This is a genomic window from Pseudomonas sp. LBUM1662, from assembly GCF_059695915.1.
On the sequence record NZ_CP166793.1, the window covers coordinates 5,544,319 to 5,561,489 of the forward strand.

The following is a 17,171-nucleotide window of genomic DNA, read 5'->3' on the forward strand; positions in this document are numbered from 1 at the left end:
GCGATCATCACTTGTTACAGATTCAGCAACAAGCCAGTGGCCATCAGATAACCCCGGCCGCTGGCTGCGCTATCATCGCGCGCTCTGTGCACCAAGAGTCTTGAACCTGCATGCCCATGTCTTCGCCATTCCCCGACAGCCATCGCTCTCTGCCACCGGTCCTCGCCGGCCCGCTGTTGCGGCGTCTGGAGCCCACGCGCCTGGTGCTCTGGCTGGTGGGAACCCGGGCCTTGTCGGCGACCTTGCGCCTGCAAGGTGTCGGCGATATTCGCCTCGACGCCGGGCAATGCACGATCATTCCGATTGGCAAGCATGCGTTCGTTCACCTGATCGATGTCCCGCTGACAACCGCCCTGCCCTGCGACACCCGGATCGATTATGACCTGCTGATTGATGACGCATTGGAAGGCATTGCCGACTGGGCGCCTCATCTGCTGTACGGCGAAGCCCGTTGCCCGAATTTCGTTTTGCGTTCGCGCATCGATCAGTTAATGCACGGTTCCTGCCGTAAACCTCATCACCCGGCAGCCGACGGTTTACTGTGCGTCGACCGTTTTCTGGCGACGGAACATGCCGCGACGGAGCGCCCGGCCCTGCTGATGATGAGCGGCGACCAAGTGTACGCCGACGATGTCGCCGGCCCGATGTTGCGGGCGATTCATGCCCTGATCGAGCAATTGGGGCTGTTCGAAGAACACCTCGAAGGGGCGGTGGTCAGCGACAGCGCCAAGCTCTACGAACACCCTGCCAGTTACTACCATCGTGCGGATTTGTTACCGGCGCTTGAGAGCAACAAAACCCTGCGCGAGCGATTTTTCGGAGGGGCGCGTAAGCCGATTTTCACCAGCAGCAGTGCCGACAACCACCTGGTGACGTTCGCCGAAGTCATGGCCATGTACCTGCTGGTCTGGTCGCCGACACCCTGGACGCTGATCGCGCCACAACCACCAGCGCTCACGCCCGAAAGACGCAAACGTTACGCCGTTGAACAAACCCGCATCGATGATTTCAAGGCTGGGCTGGGCGGTGTCGCGCGGGCGATGGCGCATCTGCCGTGCCTGATGATTTTCGACGACCATGACATTACCGATGACTGGAACCTGTCCGCGCAATGGGAGGAGACGGCCTACGGCCACCCGTTCTCCAAGCGCATCATCGGTAATGCGCTGATCGCCTACATGCTATGCCAGGGCTGGGGCAACAATCCGGATGCGTTCGCCGGTGTACTGGAAAAAGCCCGATTGCTGAGTGCCACCGGGCACGACCATTATCTCGACAGCGACGTCCAGGACGCTCTGATCGATGAGCTGCTCGATTTTCAACACTGGCATTACGTGCTGCCGACCAGCCCGGCGCTCGTGGTCATCGACACCCGCACCCGACGCTGGCGCAGCGAGATGAACCTCAAGCAACCTTCGGGTCTGCTGGACTGGGAAGCCCTCAGCGAACTGCAACAGGAACTGCTCGATCACCCGTCGGCGATCATCGTTTCGCCGGCGCCGATCTTCGGCGTCAAACTCATCGAAACCGTGCAACGCGTGTTCAGCTGGTGCGGTTATCCGCTGCTGGTCGATGCGGAAAACTGGATGGCTCATCGCGGCGCGGCCCAGGTGATCCTGAACATTTTCCGACACTCGCGTACGCCCGGTAACTACGTGGTGCTGTCGGGCGATGTGCATTATTCCTTCGTCTACGAAGTGCTGATCCGACACCGCAAGGCGGGGCCGAGGATCTGGCAGATCACCAGCAGCGGCATCAAGAACGAATTCCCGCCCGCGCTGCTCGAATGGTTCGACCGCCTCAATCGCTGGCTCTACTCGCCGCGTTCGCCGCTCAACTGGCTGACCAAACGCCGCCGCATGCGCATCATCCCGCATGTCCCTGAACATGCGGAAGCAGGTGAACGGTTGTGGAATTCGGCGGGAATCGGCCAAGTGTTCTTCAATGAGAAAGGACAGCCGCAGGAAATCTATCAGCACAACTCAAACGGCGCGCCGAAGACGCGGATGATTGCGCCTGACAACGAAGACTGAAAATGTGAGCCACCATGGACCTCACCCGAACCCTGATCATCGGCAACTCTGGTTCTGGCAAAAGTTGGCTGGCTAAACGACTGGCCGAAAAACTTCATGCGCCTTGGACCGATCTTGATCAGGTTCATTGGGTGTCAGATGAATGCAGCATCGCCCGCCCTCGCCCCGAAGCCCTCGCCATGGCGCGCATCGCGGCGGATCAACCACGGTGGGTGATTGAAGGGGTGTACGGCTGGATCATCAGCGAACTTATCCACCGCGCCACTGCGCTTGTCTGGCTGTGTGTTGACGACGAACGCTGCGTCGCCAATATTCGCCAGCGAGAAAACCGACCGGACAACGACGAGTTGCTGATAGCGTTGCTGGAATGGGCCGGCAGTTACCGTGTTCGCGAAGATTCCAGTGGGTTTTCCGCACACCGGCAACTGTTTGAAGGGTTCAGCGGTTCGAAGATCAAGCTCGTGGATAGAAGTGAAATCACGGCCTTCGCCAACGGTTGTTGAACAGCAATCTCGACGGGTCAGACACTATGTGTAGGAGCTGTCGAGTGAAACGAGGCTGCGATCTTTTGACTTTGATCTTAAAAAACAAGATCAAAAGATCGCAGCCTCGTTTCACTCGACAGCTCCTACAGGGTAAGCATTTCAGGCGGTGGTTAGCGCCCGACAAACCCCTCTGACAATCATCTCCACTTCCCGCTCATCAATCGTCAACGGTGGCAGCAGGCGAATGGTCTTGCCCCGTGTCACGTTGATCAGCAAGCCGTGGTCGCGTGCGGCGATCAGGGTCAGGTCGCGGATCGGTTGCTTGAGTTCGATGCCGATCATCAGGCCTTGGCCACGAATCGCCAGGACGTTAGGGTCGTCTGCCAGTTCGGCGCGCAGCCTGGTCAGCAGGCGATCGCCCTGAAGCCTGGCGTTTTCCAGCAGGCCTTGTTCTTCGATGATGTCCAACACCGTGCAGCCGACGCGGCACGCCAGCGGATTGCCGCCGAAGGTGCTGCCATGGCTGCCGGGGGTGAACAACTCGGCGGCTTTACCCCGGGCCAGGCAGACGCCGATGGGGATGCCGTTGCCAAGGCCTTTGGCCAGGGTCATGACGTCCGGGACGATGCCTTCGTGCTGGAAGGCGAACCATTGGCCGGTACGACCGATACCGGTCTGGATTTCGTCGAGCATCATCAGCCAGCCGCGCCGGTTGCACCGTTCGCGCACGGCTTTCAGGTAACCGGGTGGTGCCAACTGCACGCCGCTTTCGCCCTGAATCGGTTCCATCAGAATGGCCACGATGCGCGAGCCGTGGGCTTGCTGCACCTTTTCCAGTGCGATGAGGTCGCCGAAGGGCACTTTGATGAAGTCGCCAGGCAACTCATTGAATCCCAGGCGCACAGCCGGGCCGTCGCTGGCGGATAACGTGCCCAGCGTCCGGCCATGGAATGCGTTTTCCATGACCACCACCAGCGGCTGCTCGATGCCTTTGTGCCAGCCGTAAAGCCGTGCGAGTTTCAGCGCGGTTTCATTGGCTTCGGCACCGGAATTGTTGAAGAACGCCCGCTCCATGCCGGACAGCTTCGTCAGTTTCTGCGCCAACCGTTGCTGCCAGTCGATGCTGTAGAGATTGGAAGTGTGCAACAGCAGCCCGGCCTGCTCGGTGATCGCCGACACGATTTTGGGATGAGAGTGGCCAACATTGGTCACCGCCACACCTGCCACCGCGTCCAGATACTCACGACCCGCCTGATCCCACAGTCGGGTGCCCAAGCCTTTGCTGAAACTCAGGGCCAGAGGTTGGTAAGTGGTCATCAGGCAGGCGGCGGTCATGACATCAAGCTCCATCAATTGTCGGTGTTTTTGCAGTATGGTTAGCCACCTGAGCTGGATAAACGCTGCAACACTTCAATCATCTTAAAGCTGAGCTTGATAATGGATTTATTCCAGGCAATGACGGTTTACGTCAGGGTTGTAGAAGCCGGCAGCATGACCGCCGCCGCCCAGCAGTGCGAAATGTCGACAACCATGGTCGGCAATCACCTTCGCGCGCTGGAGCAACGTCTGGGTGTGCGTTTGTTGAACCGGACGACACGGCGTCAGCGACTGACGGAATTCGGTTCCGCTTATTACCAGCGCTGCCTGGAAGTGCTGGGGTTGGTGGAGGATTCCGAGCGGCTGGCCGAACAGAGCCAGGACGCGCCGAGCGGGACCTTGCGCATCACCGCCCCACTGACCTTCGGCACTGAGAAGCTGGCGCCGGCGCTTAGCGAATTCGCCCTGCGTTACCCGCAAGTCAAACTGGACGTGGTGCTCACCAACGGGCGACCCGACCTTCTGGAAAATGGTCTCGACGTGGCGTTTCGCCTGGGCGCAATCGAACCGTCCAACCTGATCGCCCGCCCGCTCATCGATTACACGCTGACCATGTGCGCCTCGAAGGACTATCTGGCACGCCGGGGCACACCGGAAAAACCCGAAGACCTGCAACATCACGACTGCTTGTCCTTTGCCTATCCGGTCGGCGATGACTGGCAATCCGTGGAAAAGCAGTGGCGCCTGAGCGGGCCGGAAGGCGAAGTCATGGTGGCCGTCAAAGGCCCGATGCTGATCAACAGTTCGGCCGGGCTGCATCAGGCGGCTCGAACCGGGATGGGCATCGTGATGTTGCCCGATGCGTTGGTCGAGCAGGATTTGCTGAACGGAAACCTGGTGGCGTTGATGCAGAACTATCAACTGCCGAGTCGGCCGATGCACTTGGTGTATGCCCAGGATCGCTACCGCTTGCCGAAATTACGTCGCTTCGTCGACTTCGCCATGCAGTTGTGGGCCAAGCACTAGCCGGAGTATTACGCCATGCACTAATCTCCCCCACTGACGGGTCACTTTGATATCAGTGCAGGGAGAGCGGTGATGGGTGAGGCATCAAATATCGAGCCGTTGAAATTCAATGTGTCGGATTTGAACGAAGACATGTTGCACACCATTCTGGAACTGGTCAGTGACGGCATCTGGGACTGGAACGCCAACACCGGGTTCGTCTACCGCAATCCCGGGTGGTACGAAATGCTCGGCTACGCTCCTCACTCCCTGGACAACACCGTGTTTACCTGGGAAAACGTGATGCACCCCGATGACTATCCGCGGGTGATGACGGTGTTTGATGATTACCTGAATCAACGCGTACCGGGCTACCAAGCCGAGTATCGCTGCCGCAAGCAGGACGGCAGTTATATCTGGATCGAAGATCGCGGCTACGTGCTGGCACGCAATGCCGACGGATCGGTCGCGCGGATGGTCGGTGCGCACCGCAGTATCGAAGACAAGAAACGTCTCTTCGAAGAGATGGAACGGCGCAATCAATCCCTGGAAGCCATCGTCGAAGAACGCACCCGGGAGTTGTCGCGGGTCAATCAGCAGCTGCAAATTCAACTGGAAGAAAACCGCAAACTGGCGGAAACCGATGCGCTGACATCGATCGCCAATCGCTATCGCCTGGAAAAAACCTTGCCCCAGGAATGTGACCGTGCCCAGCGCTTTCGGCAGCCGCTGTCACTCATTGCCATGGACATCGACGACTTCAAGAACATCAACGATCACTACGGCCATGCCCTGGGCGATGCGGCGTTAGTGCAGGTCGTCAAAAGCGTGAAACGCTGCGTGCGTTACGGCGACCTATTGGCGCGCTGGGGCGGCGACGAGTTCATCATGATCCTGCCCAATACGTCGCTGGCCGACGCCCGGTCCTTCGCCGAGAACATCCGCCATGGCCTGTCGAGCCTTCCGCCTGTGGGAGAGTTTCAGGTGACCATGAGTTTTGGCGTCGTCCAGCGCTTTGAAGAAGAGCAACAGACCGGTCTTCTCGCCAGGGCCGATCAGGCGCTGTATCGGTCAAAGATTGCGGGCAAGAATGTGATTTCCGGATGACGGTGCCTCCCGACGGCTGTCTTCCACATGATCACATCCCCGCCTTCACCAGCACCGGTTTCTCCTGATACCGATCCGGGTACAGCTGCTTCAGCTGTGCCACTTTCGGCAGGTCGTTGATCACGATGTAGGGATACGTCGGGTGCTCGGTCAGAAAGTCCTGATGCTCCTCCTCCGCCGGGTAGAAACCGTTGTAGGTTTCCACCTTGGTCGCAATGGGTTTGTTGAACGAATGGGCGGCGTCGAGCTGGGCAATGTAGGCCTGGGCGACACGCTGCTGCTCAGTGTTCGCCGGGAAAATCGCCGACCGATACTGCGTGCCGCTGTCGGGGCCCTGACGGTTCAACTCGGTGGGGTTGTGCGCCACTGAGAAATAGATCTGCAGCAAAGTGCCGTAACTGACCTGCGACGGATCGAAAGTGACCTCGACCGACTCCGCATGACCGGTATCGCCATCGCTGACGCGCTCATAACGGGCGGTGTTCGCTTCACCGCCAGCGTACCCGGAGACGGCTTGTTTCACGCCTTTGACGTGCTGGAACACCCCTTGGACGCCCCAGAAGCAACCGCCAGCAAAGACCGCGGTTTCACTGTGGGCCTGAGTGATTTCGTCCAGGGCAGGCGGCGGGATGATGACAGCCTCTTCGGCGGCACCGAAAGAGAACGCCGAGCATTGGCCGATGACACCGGCAGCGGCCAAACCCAACAAGGTACGGCGCCAGGTAACTGGGATCTTCATGAGTCTGACTCCTGAACAAATGATAGGGCTATCAACCGAACGTAAAGGCATACGCCGACACACCCGGATCGAGAAACTCGATGCTGAAGGTCCGGTCCGTCACACCGCCGTTCTGGCGCACCAATTGATACAACCGTTGCTCGGTGACACTGCCGCTGCCATCGGGCGCCACGTCGGTCCCGTGGGCATCGCCAGGGGCTTTTCCGTCGATCAGCACTTTGAAGCGCACCGGTTTGCCGTCTGTGCCGGGGCCCAGTACGAGGTGCAAATCACGAGCGTGGAAGCGGTAGACGATGCGGCTGGCCGGCGCACTTGAGGTCGCGCGTTCCGAACCGACGTTCCATTGCCCGTCCAGGCCCCAATCGTTGAGTGCCAATTGCGGTGGCGTGTTGTACGCCGACACCTTGTCTGGCACCAGACCGGTCTCAGGTACGAAGTGCTCCGCACGCTGGTAGCCGACATAGGTTTCCGGTGACTGGACTTCATTCATGTCGGGGGCAAGTTGAACCCCGGTGGCGTCGGCTTTGATCAGCCCATCGGCGACTTTTGAGGCGCCCGCTTCACGCAGCAACTGCTGGATGACGCGTTCCGATTCGGCGTAATCGCCTTCACCAAAGTGGTGATAACGAATGCGCCCCTGTGCATCAGCAAAATAATGGGCCGGCCAGTATTCGTTGTTGAATGCACGCCAGATCTTGTAGTCGTTATCGATCGCCACCGGGTAGTTGATGCCCAGGTCTTTCATGGCTTTGGTGACATTGCCCACATCACGCTCGAACGCGAATTCAGGCGCATGCACACCGATCACCACCAGGCCCTGATCGCGGTACTTCTCGGCCCAGGCTTTCACATACGGCAAGGTGCGCAGGCAGTTGATGCAGGAGTAAGTCCAGAAATCCACCAGCACGACTTTGCCCTTCAACGCCTGCACAGTAAGGGGGGGTGAATTGAGCCATTGCACGGCGCCGTCCAGCGGCGGGAGGTTGCCTTCAATCGGCAATGCGCCCGGCGCTTTCGCCGCCATTTTCATCGCCCCGCCAGCGGCCATCATCGCCCCGCTGTTGTTCGGTGACTTACCGGCCAACCGCCCCACCAAGGCCTGCTCGATGCCGCCGGTGGAAGCCGTCGAAACCCGCGCCAGAATCCCGGTGTCCAGCCCGAGGGCAATGGCCGCGACACCGGCCAACATCGCTGCGCCCAAACCTCGGCGTAACCATTCACCCGCGCCGATCGAGCGCTTCATCGCCGCAAAGACTTTACCGCCCAGCAACAACGCCACGGCGAGGGAAGTGGCGGCACCCGCGGCGTAGGCCAGCAGCAGCAACGTGGTGGCGATGCTTGCCCCTTGCAGCGCCGCGCCGGTCAGCAACAGGCCGAGAATCGGCCCGGCACACGGCGCCCAGAGCAGGCCCGTGGCGACGCCGATCAGGAACGAAGCGCCGGGACGCGGACGCGCATCGGCGCCCGCCGCTTCCGACAGTCGGCTGCCGGCCGCCACCAGTGGACGTGTCAGGCGCTCGGCCAGTCGAGGCAGCAACAGCGTCAGCCCGAACAGTGCCACGAACAGCAACGCGAGCCAGCGACCGTACTGATTGACTTGCACCACCCAGCCGCCGCCCACCGCCGCCAACGAGGCGACGAGCGCGAAGGTCAGCGCCATCCCCGCCAACAGTGGCAAGCCACTTTTCATGAACGGCTGCCCGGTGCGAGCGAAGACAAAGGGCAATACCGGCAGAATGCACGGGCTGACAATCGTCAGCACACCACCGAGATAAGCGAGAACCAGAAGCCACATAGCATCGACCTGCATTAAATGAGTGAAAGGAAGTGCCCATGGGTCACGCCGCCTGGGGCTCGAAAGTCATCGCCAGACCGTTCATGCAGTAACGCAGGCCGGTGGGTTTGGGCCCATCGTCGAAGACATGACCCAGATGACCACCGCAACGCCGGCAGTGGACTTCTTCGCGCAGCACGCCGAAGGACCGGTCCTGGCGAGTCGCTACTGCCTTGTCCAGCGGTGCCCAGAAACTGGGCCAACCGGTGCGGCTATCGAACTTGGTGTCGGAAGAGAACAGCGGCAAGTCACAACCGGCACAGGCAAAAATCCCTTCGCGATGCTCATTGTTCAGCGGGCTGCTGTAGGCCCGCTCGGTGCCCTCTTCCCGCAGGATGTCGTATTGCTCGGCGCTGAGCAGGGCGCGCCATTCGCTGTCGGTGTGAGTGACCTCGAACACCTCCGACGCACTGGCGTCGCTGACCAGCGCAGTACGGGCGGCAAATTTTGGCAACACACCGACCACCAGGGCTGCAGCGCCCAGCCCGCCGCTCGCTACAAGAAACTGTCGCCGTGAAAACATGGCCTTCTCCAAAATTCCAGATGCCTGATAGGGAACACAGCCTAGGCTTGGGTTGATCGCCAAATCCTCACGGGCAGTTAAACAATTCGTGATAACTCGCCCCGAGGAAAACCCGCACAATGTGCCCATTGCGCTACAAAGGATTGAGCTTTATGGAACAGACCAAACGTGTCCTGGTGGTCGAGGACGACCTGCACATCGCCGACCTTATCTGCCTGCATCTGCGCGATGAGCAGTTCGAGGTGGTGCACTGCGCCGACGGTGATGAAGGCATGCGACTGCTGCAGCAAGGAAGCTGGGACGCACTGATCCTCGACCTGATGTTGCCCGGCGTCGACGGCCTGGAAATCTGCCGTCGGGCCCGGGCCATGGCGCGCTACACACCAATCATCATCACCAGCGCCCGCTCCAGTGAAATGCACCGGATCCTGGGGCTGGAACTCGGTGCCGACGATTACCTCGCCAAGCCTTTTTCCATGCTTGAACTGGTCGCCCGGGTCAAAGCCCTGCTGCGACGGGTCGACGCCATGGCCCGCAACCTGAAAATGGACGCCGGCAGCCTGATGACGGATGGCCTGTCCATCGACCCGATCACCCGCGACGTCTCGCTCGACGGCCGTCGCCTGGACCTGACGCCGCGGGAGTTCGACCTGCTGTATTTCTTCGTCCGCCAGCCTGGCAAGGTGTTCTCGCGGATGGACCTGCTGAATTCGGTCTGGGGCTACAGCCACGAAGGCTACGAACACACGGTCAACACCCATATCAACCGCCTGCGGGCCAAGATCGAGGCCGATCCGGCACAACCTGCGCGCATCCTCACGGTATGGGGGCGCGGCTACAAGTTCGCGGTCAAGGAGGAGCAGCCATGAGGCTGACCCTGACACAGCGCCTGTCCCTGGTGTTTGCCGTTCTGTTGCTGGTGTGTTGTGGCACCTCGGCCTGGATGCAAGTGCGCTCCAACAAGATGCACGAACTGGAAGTGGTTCAAGGGCTGTCGCGCGATCTTGCCCAACACATTGCCCGCGATACTGTGTTGATGGACACCAACGGCCTGATGCCGAACGCCATACGCGAATTGTTCAGCAAACTCATGCTGGTCAATCCCAGTGTCGAGGTCTATCTGCTCAACACTGAGGGCCACATTGTCGGCAGCGCCGCTCCCGAAGGCCGGATGCATCGGGACCGGGTCGATCTGGCACCGATCCAGCGGTTGCTCAAAGGCGATGCGCTGCCGATTCTCGGCGACGACCCGCGCAGCGTCGACGGACGCAAGGTGTTCAGCGCCGCGCCGTTGCAGGTCAACGGCAAACAGGAGGGTTACCTCTATGTGGTGTTGCTCAGCGAAGAACACGACCGCTTCGCCGAACGCGGTGCCACCAGCGCCGCGCTCAATACCGCGCTGCTGTCCATCGGTCTGGTGGCGCTGTTGTGCCTGATCGCCGGCCTCGCGGCATTTGCCCTGATCACTCGACCGTTGCGTCGATTGACCGAACGAGTCAGCCAGTTCGACATCGACGGCGTCCCCTCTACCCCACCCGCCTCGGACCCGGTAGAAAAAACCTCCAGTCATGACGAGATTGCCGTACTCGATGCCGCCTTCCGCCAGATGCAAACCCGCCTCAGCGAACAATGGCGCTCGCTGACTCGCCAGGATCAAGAGCGCCGCGAACTGGTGGCGAACATTTCCCACGACCTGCGCACACCGCTGGCCTCGCTGCACGGTTATCTGGAAACCCTGTCACTCAAAGATGCCACGCTGTCCCCCGCCGACCGCCGCCGCTACCTGGGCATCGCCCTGGATCAAAGCCGCAAGGTGGGCGGCCTGGCGCAATCGCTGCTGGAACTGGTGCGACTGGAACACGGTTTCGTGCAACCTGTGCTGGAGCGTTTTTCCCTGACCGATCTGGTGCAGGACATCTTCCAGAAATTTGAACTCACCGCCGAAGCACGGCAGATCGAACTCAAGGCCACCTTCGCGCCCAACGTTTCGGCCGCCTGCGCTGACCTGGGGCTGATCGAAAGAGTGCTGACCAACCTTTTCGACAATGCCCTGCGCGATACGCCTCAGGGTGGCGAAATTGAACTGAGCCTGCGCCCTCAAGGGCCTTTTATCGAAGTCACGGTCAGCGACACCGGCCCCGGCATCGCCCCCGAACTGCGTGAAGGTTTGTTCCTGCGTCCTTTCAACATTGGCGGTGCCCGGCGCGATGGTGGACTGGGGCTGCGCATCGTGCATCGGATCCTGCAATTGCACGGTCGCGAGATCCAGTTGATCGACGTCCAGGGACGTGGTGCGACCTTCCGTTTTTCCTTGCCGGTGGATGAACAAACGGCAGAAAAATGGGCCGTACGGTCCATGAACCTGAATTCGATGGGGAAATAGCCAGGTTTCAGCGGTCACAGCTTTGAACCGGATACTGAGGCGAAAAAACGCTGATGACTGCCACCACGCCCCTGTATATCGGCTGCGCCGGATGGAGCCTGCCCCGCGAACAGTGGGAGGCATTTCCCACCACAGGCACTCACCTGCAGCGGTACGCCGCACAGTTGACGTGCGTGGAAATCAACAGCTCGTTTTATCGGCCTCACCGCCCGGTAACCTATGCACGATGGGCCGAGAGTGTGCCGGAGGGTTTTCGGTTTTCAGTCAAAGTCCCGAAACAGATCACCCACGAAGCTCGCTTGCTGGATTGTGAAAAGTTGATCGATGACTTTATCGAGCAATGCTCCCATCTGGGTCAGAAGCTTGGTTGTCTACTTATCCAGCTCCCCCCTTCGTTGTCCTTTGAAAGACAAACGGCTCAAACTTTCTTATCCACACTCCGTGAGCGATACGAAGGATTTGCAGTGCTTGAGCCAAGGCATGTCAGCTGGCAAACACCTGAGGCGCAAGCGCTGCTGATTGAGCATCGAATCGGCCAAGTGGCAGCCGATCCTTCGCCACTGCCCGATGGTGATGTGCCCGGAGCCTGGCCGGGCATTCGCTACTACCGATTGCACGGGTCACCGCGAATCTACTACTCAAGCTACGAGAGGCGATGGCTTGAAGACCTGGCTCAACAGCTACAACCCCCTACCGACGGCGTTCCCGCCTGGTGCATCTTCGACAACACCGCCAGTGGTGCGGCGACGGCCAATGCGCTGGAGCTTCAGCGGATAACACCCCCGCGCCAAAAATGATGACCAACCACCTGTTCATCCGTGACAACTCAGGTCAGGTCCAATAGATTAGTCGGCCTGAAAAGGCCCTGTGCTTTCTCGCCTAAACCCAAGTTAAAAGAAGTAGTGAAATTTCAATGTCCGATTCCAATACCGCTGAATCCGTAGTCACCTTGTCGTCCAAAGCGGAATACGAAAACTCCATCAATCTTTCACAGCATGTGCCACAGGCCAAGACCATCAGCGAGATGGTCCTGGACGCTTTTCAATCCACCCGGGAAAGCGACCAGATCCGCGAGCTGCGCGCCGCGATTCGCCAGGCGCACGACAGCTTCGACGACGATAAAGCCTATGAGCTGATGGGCGAACTCAAACAACTGAAAGACGCTGAAGCGTCCGACATTGCCGCGCTGGAAGACCTGAGCAGCAAGTTCCCGATCAGCCGTATTCTCTCCAGCTTCAAGGACGACCCGGCGTTTCAGGAAATCGTTTATGGCCTGGCCTTGAAAGTGTTGAACCAGACTCACCAGGCCATCAGCAACCCGAGCAGCGGCAAGAGCAAAGCAGCCCGCGCCAAGAAAGACCTCGAAGTGTTCACCATCAGCAAGGACGGCGTGAGCGTCACGCTGCCGCTGCGCACGCCACGTTCGAGCCTGAACGTTGATCGCAAAGCGTTGGAGTTCCTCGGTTTCACCTTCGTCGGCGAAGGCGAGGATGCGCAGATTGAAAGCGAGTCGTTCCTGGACAACACCGGGGCCGAACAAGCGGTCAACCGCAAGAACATCATCACCGCACTTCAGCAGCAGACCGCGTTCGACGGCTACAGCATCGCCGCGCAGTAACCCGGATCGAGTTGAAAAGCCCCGCCATTGAAGCGGGGCTTTTTATTGCCCAAAAGATTTACCGCGCCGACGAATACAGCGCCGCGATCATATCCACTTCTATCGGCGCGTTTTTTGGCAACTGGTAAACACCGACGGTCGTTCGGGTATGTTTCCCGGCGTCACCCAACACATGCGTAAAAACGTCCGATGCGCCGTTGGCCACCTCGCTGAGGTCCACAAAGTCGAACGTCGATTTCACATAGACCGTGATGCGCAGCAGCGCCTTGAGGTTATCCAGCGAACCGATGGCCTCACGGATCAGGGCAAGTCCGCGTATCGCGCTGATACCGGCAGCCTCTTGGGCATCGGCCAGGTTGAGTTCCAGCCCCACACGGCCGGGGTACTGGATTTTGCCGTTCATTCGCGGCACCAGGCCGCTGACATACAGCTCATCATCGTGCCGGATCAGCGGCGAGTAATGCCCACCGGCAGAGTTCTCGTCGTAGATATCAAAGCCGAGTTCTTTTGCCATCGCGAGGAAGCGTTCGTCGCGACTCATTTGATTACTCATTAACCGAACCCTCTTAATCAATCATGCATACGCGCAGATGATGGTAGAGAGAGATGCGTGTCTTGATCAGGGCAACTTCGTATAAGATCCAACAAACTTTACTGCCAGGGAGACCAGTAAAATGCAGCGCGCCGTCATCGCCGCCATCGAGTTCCAGCCAGGAGTGCCGCTGGTGCAGCAGATCGTCGATCAGCTGTCTGCGGCCATCAACCAGGGCGGCCTGCCTCACGGGGCCAAGTTGCCGCCGATTCGCGAACTCTCCGAGTTGATGAACGTCGGCAAATCCACGGTGGTCGACGCCCTCGACCGCTTGCGGGCCAAGGGGCTGGTGGTCTCCCGCCAAGGTTCGGGGCATTACATTCACCGCCCGAGCATTCAACCCCAACATGCAACTGGCCCGGACCTGCAACCCCAGGACACGCTCAGCCGGGTCCGCCGCGCCTTGCTGCTGGACAACGGCGCGCTACGCCCCGGCTGCGGATTTCTGCCGGCCTCGTGGCTGCCCGCCGACGAATTGCTCAAAGCCGTGCGCAGTACCCTTCGCGCGACCGCGCTGCGCATGGGCGAATACGGTGAAGTCGGTGGTTACCTCCCATTGCGCGAAGCGTTGCGCGTGAAGCTGTCGACCGTCGGCATCGAGGTGCCGGTGGCGCAGATCATCACTACCGCCAACACCGTGCAGGCCATCGACCTGCTGATGCGCCTTTTGATAAAACCCGGCGACACCGTGCTCCTCGACGACCCGTGCTACTTCAACATGCACACCAACCTGGCGTTGCACGGCGCCAAGGTCATCACCATCGCCCGCGATTGCGACGGTCTGGATCTGGAAGCGTTCGAGCAATTGCTGATCGCCCATCGCCCCGTGCTGTACATGACCAACAGCACGCTGCACAACCCGACCGGGCACTCGTTCTCCGCCGCCCAGGTGTATCGCCTGCTGGAGCTCAGTCACCGTTATGGCGTCCACATCCTCGAAGATGACTTGTATGGCGACATCCAGCAAAGACGCACCCCGCGCCTGGCCGCGAGCGGTCTGGACAATGTCAGTTACGTGTCCGGTTTTTCCAAAACCCTGACCGCCAACAGCCGGGTCAGCTATACCGCGTTATCGCCGCAACTGGCCGCACGGCTGATCAACTTGAAGATAGCCTGCGGCGGTGTGACTTCGGAACTGGCGGAGCAGATCACCTGCACCATGCTCAGCAACGGCAGCTATACCAAACACACGCGGCGCACGGTTGATCGCCTGTATGAATCGAGCAGTCGCGTGACGAAATGGCTGATAGAGGCTGGATGCTCGGTGTCATCGATACCGGGTGAAGGGCTGTTCATCTGGACGAGATTGCCCGAAGGATTGCATGCCGAAACGCTGGCCGGCAAAGGCCTCGAAAACGACCTCGTCCTCGCGCCCGGCACACTGTTGAGCAAAGCCGCCGATGCCAGCAGCTTCCTGCGCTTCAACGTGGCGCACAGTGATAGCCCGCAGGTGCGCGAGCGGTTTTTCCGGCTGCTTGATCGCTGAGGTTTACTGAGGCCATTAGCCCAGGATCAAAAGATCGCAGCCTCGTTTCACTCGACAGCTCCTACAGGGGGTACGCATTCCAATGTAGGAGCTGTCGAGTGAAACGAGGCTGCGATCTTTTGCTGTTCCAACAAAAAGCCCCGCCCTTCTCTCGAAGGGCGGGGCTTTTCTTTACAGCATCCGACGCTTAAGGCGCGTACGTCAGCAACAGCTCGCTTGGCACTTTGAAGTCCAAAGACATCATCACGCTCAACGCGGTAATGGTGAAGATCGAGAACACGAACAGCTTGCGTGCCCAGACCGTGTCATCCACTGCCTTGTAGCCGGTCCAGGCCATGTACAACCAGTACATGCCCATGGCCGCGGCGACGGCGAGGTAGCTCATGCCGGCGTAACCGCTGAAGGTCAGCATCAAGGTCGCCACGAGGAACGCCAGGATGTAGATCAGGATGTGCTTCTTGGCGACCTGGATTCCGCGTTTCACTGGCAACACCGGAATCGATGCGGCCAGGTAATCGTTGAAGCGGAAGATCGCGATGGCGTAGGAATGCGGCATCTGCCACAGGCTGAACATCACCAGCAACGTCAGTGCGGCCATGTCGAAGCTGTTGGTCACAGCGACGTAGCCGATCACCGGCGGCATGGCGCCCGACAGACTGCCCACCAGCGTGCCGTGAACCGACTTGCGCTTGAGGTACAGGCTGTAGAAGCCGACGTAGATGACGAAACCGATGACCGCGAACAACGCCGCCAACGGATTCGCCACCTTGTACAACAACGCAACGCCGGCCACACCGAGGACGGTCGCGAAGATCAGCGCCAGTTTCAGGGAGATCAGGCCCTGGACCAGCACACGATTCTTGGTGCGTTCCATCTTCAGGTCGATGTCGCGGTCGATGCAGTTGTTGAACACGCAACCGGAAGCCACTACCAGGGAGGTGCCGATCATGGCGGCCAGGAAAATGGCCAGATCGACATGCCCTTTCGAGGCCAGGAAAAATCCGCCTGCCACAGAAAGCACGTTACCGAAAATGATCCCCGGTTTGGTGATTTGGATAAAGTGCTTCAAGGACATCCGGATTTACCTCAGTGCGCCATCATGTTGGTGTGGATGCTGAACATGATCCACAGCGACAGGCCAACCAGCAGGACGATCACGATGGCGGCGAAAACAAACGCAATCACGTTGTTACGCTGCGCAGCCGAACGGTCCAGGTGGAGGAAGTACACCAGGTGCACCAGCACCTGGATCACTGCGAAGATCAGTACGATCCACAGGGTCATGGCTTTCGGCAGCGATGGGTACATCACCAGGCCGAAAGGAATGACGGTCAGGATCACCGACAGAATGAAACCGATAGCGTAGGACTTGACGCTGCCGTGGCCGGCGTCGTGGCTATCGTGGGAATGAGCGTTAGCCATTTACATAGTCCCCATCAGATAAACAACGGTGAATACGCAGATCCACACCACGTCCAGGAAGTGCCAGAACAGGCTCAGGCAGCTCAGACGCGTCTTGTTGGTCGCCGTCAGGCCGTTTTTCTGCACCTGGTACATCATGATCGCCATCCAGATCAGACCGCTGGTCACGTGCAGACCGTGGGTGCCGACCAGGGTGAAGAACCCGGACAGGAAGCCGCTGCGGCTAGGGCCGTAGCCCTCGGAGATCAGCATGTGGAACTCGTTGATCTCCATGCCGATGAAGCCGGCACCGAACATGAAGGTCAGGGCCAGCCAGCCCAGCACCTGGTTCTTCTTGCCCTTGAACAACGCCAGCATGGCGAAGCCGTAGGTGATCGAACTGAACAGCAGCAGAGCGGTTTCGCCCAGCACGTATGGCAGTTCGAAGATGTCGTGGCCCGACGGGCCACCCGCTACGTTGTTAACCAGTACCGCGTAGGCCGCGAAGATCGACGCAAACAGGATGCAGTCGGTCATCAGGTAGAGCCAGAAACCGAATACGGTCATCTCGCCCGAGTCGTGGTGATGGTCATCGTGCCCATGTCCATCGACATGGGTGTGTCCAGCATTGGTCACTAAGTTCGACAT

General features: G+C 59.5%; 17 protein-coding genes. 9 read left to right on the top strand and 8 right to left on the bottom strand.

Annotated elements, in window-relative coordinates; translation table 11 throughout:
• Positions 1 to 110 precede the first annotated feature (110 nt).
• Positions 111 to 2,033: an alkaline phosphatase D family protein gene (locus ACA049_RS25150; protein ID WP_497330695.1), complete on the top strand. Its 1,923-nt coding sequence runs from the start codon at positions 111 to 113 to the stop codon at positions 2,031 to 2,033.
• A 14-nt stretch (positions 2,034 to 2,047) separates the two neighbouring features.
• Positions 2,048 to 2,536 carry a P-loop NTPase family protein gene (locus tag ACA049_RS25155; RefSeq protein WP_497330697.1) on the top strand — a complete coding sequence of 163 codons (489 nt, stop codon included), beginning with the start codon at positions 2,048 to 2,050 and terminating at the stop codon, positions 2,534 to 2,536.
• Between the two features lie 141 nt (positions 2,537 to 2,677).
• Here the strand turns inward: ACA049_RS25155 and ACA049_RS25160 are convergent, their stop codons facing one another.
• The gene (locus tag ACA049_RS25160) at positions 2,678 to 3,853 is read right to left on the bottom strand and encodes an aspartate aminotransferase family protein (RefSeq protein ID WP_497330699.1); all 1,176 of its coding nucleotides are present in this window, start codon (positions 3,851 to 3,853) and stop codon (positions 2,678 to 2,680) included.
• Between the two features lie 102 nt (positions 3,854 to 3,955).
• On the opposite strand from ACA049_RS25160, the gene ACA049_RS25165 reads away from it, so the two are divergent.
• Together ACA049_RS25165 and ACA049_RS25170 are read left to right on the top strand one after the other, a co-directional pair.
• Positions 3,956 to 4,861 carry a LysR family transcriptional regulator gene (locus tag ACA049_RS25165; protein WP_497330701.1) on the top strand — a complete coding sequence of 302 codons (906 nt, stop codon included), beginning with the start codon at positions 3,956 to 3,958 and terminating at the stop codon, positions 4,859 to 4,861.
• Between the two features lie 72 nt (positions 4,862 to 4,933).
• Entirely contained in the window at positions 4,934 to 5,947 is a 1,014-nt protein-coding gene (locus ACA049_RS25170) for a sensor domain-containing diguanylate cyclase (RefSeq protein WP_497330703.1), read from the top strand.
• A gap of 31 nt (positions 5,948 to 5,978) precedes the next feature.
• Here the strand turns inward: ACA049_RS25170 and msrA are convergent, their stop codons facing one another.
• From msrA to msrB, 3 genes are read right to left on the bottom strand one after another with little or no spacing between them, the layout of a single operon-like run.
• On the bottom strand, positions 5,979 to 6,686 hold the full coding sequence (gene msrA / locus ACA049_RS25175; protein ID WP_497330705.1) for a peptide-methionine (S)-S-oxide reductase MsrA: 708 nt from the start codon (positions 6,684 to 6,686) through the stop codon (positions 5,979 to 5,981).
• Positions 6,687 to 6,717: 31 nt separating this feature from the next.
• Entirely contained in the window at positions 6,718 to 8,481 is a 1,764-nt protein-coding gene (locus ACA049_RS25180) for a cytochrome c biogenesis protein DipZ (protein WP_497330707.1), read from the bottom strand.
• 43 nt (positions 8,482 to 8,524) lie between these two features.
• Positions 8,525 to 9,043 (bottom strand): peptide-methionine (R)-S-oxide reductase MsrB, encoded by a 519-nt coding sequence (msrB, locus tag ACA049_RS25185; RefSeq protein ID WP_497330709.1) that lies wholly within the window; start codon positions 9,041 to 9,043, stop codon positions 8,525 to 8,527.
• 152 nt (positions 9,044 to 9,195) lie between these two features.
• Between msrB and ACA049_RS25190 the strand changes: the two genes are divergently transcribed.
• From ACA049_RS25190 to ACA049_RS25205, 4 genes are all read left to right on the top strand, one after another.
• Complete coding sequence (locus ACA049_RS25190; protein WP_497330711.1) at positions 9,196 to 9,912, top strand: response regulator transcription factor; 717 nt, start codon at positions 9,196 to 9,198, stop codon at positions 9,910 to 9,912.
• A complete protein-coding gene (locus ACA049_RS25195; RefSeq protein ID WP_497330713.1) occupies positions 9,909 to 11,426 on the top strand; it encodes a sensor histidine kinase in 1,518 nt (505 codons plus the stop codon). Before ACA049_RS25190 ends, ACA049_RS25195 begins: the two co-directional genes overlap by 4 nt.
• A gap of 53 nt (positions 11,427 to 11,479) precedes the next feature.
• Complete coding sequence (locus tag ACA049_RS25200; protein ID WP_497330715.1) at positions 11,480 to 12,223, top strand: DUF72 domain-containing protein; 744 nt, start codon at positions 11,480 to 11,482, stop codon at positions 12,221 to 12,223.
• Between the two features lie 116 nt (positions 12,224 to 12,339).
• Positions 12,340 to 13,044 carry a hypothetical protein gene (locus ACA049_RS25205; protein ID WP_497330717.1) on the top strand — a complete coding sequence of 235 codons (705 nt, stop codon included), beginning with the start codon at positions 12,340 to 12,342 and terminating at the stop codon, positions 13,042 to 13,044.
• 58 nt (positions 13,045 to 13,102) lie between these two features.
• Here ACA049_RS25205 and ACA049_RS25210 read toward each other — a convergent pair whose 3' ends face one another.
• Positions 13,103 to 13,585 carry a RidA family protein gene (locus ACA049_RS25210; protein WP_497330719.1) on the bottom strand — a complete coding sequence of 161 codons (483 nt, stop codon included), beginning with the start codon at positions 13,583 to 13,585 and terminating at the stop codon, positions 13,103 to 13,105.
• Positions 13,586 to 13,718: 133 nt separating this feature from the next.
• Here ACA049_RS25210 and ACA049_RS25215 point away from each other — a divergent pair, with 133 nt between their 5' ends.
• On the top strand, positions 13,719 to 15,122 hold the full coding sequence (locus ACA049_RS25215; protein WP_497330721.1) for an aminotransferase-like domain-containing protein: 1,404 nt from the start codon (positions 13,719 to 13,721) through the stop codon (positions 15,120 to 15,122).
• 187 nt (positions 15,123 to 15,309) lie between these two features.
• Here the strand turns inward: ACA049_RS25215 and cyoE are convergent, their stop codons facing one another.
• Genes cyoE through ACA049_RS25230 form a run of 3 tightly spaced genes read right to left on the bottom strand, consistent with a single transcriptional unit; the run spans position 15,310 to position 17,171 of the window.
• The gene (gene cyoE / locus ACA049_RS25220; RefSeq protein WP_438657783.1) at positions 15,310 to 16,197 is read right to left on the bottom strand and encodes a heme o synthase; all 888 of its coding nucleotides are present in this window, start codon (positions 16,195 to 16,197) and stop codon (positions 15,310 to 15,312) included.
• An 11-nt stretch (positions 16,198 to 16,208) separates the two neighbouring features.
• Positions 16,209 to 16,544, bottom strand: a complete 336-nt coding sequence (gene cyoD, locus ACA049_RS25225; RefSeq protein ID WP_497330723.1) for a cytochrome o ubiquinol oxidase subunit IV — start codon at positions 16,542 to 16,544, stop codon at positions 16,209 to 16,211.
• Positions 16,545 to 17,171, bottom strand: a complete 627-nt coding sequence (locus ACA049_RS25230) for a cytochrome o ubiquinol oxidase subunit III (RefSeq protein WP_497330725.1) — start codon at positions 17,169 to 17,171, stop codon at positions 16,545 to 16,547.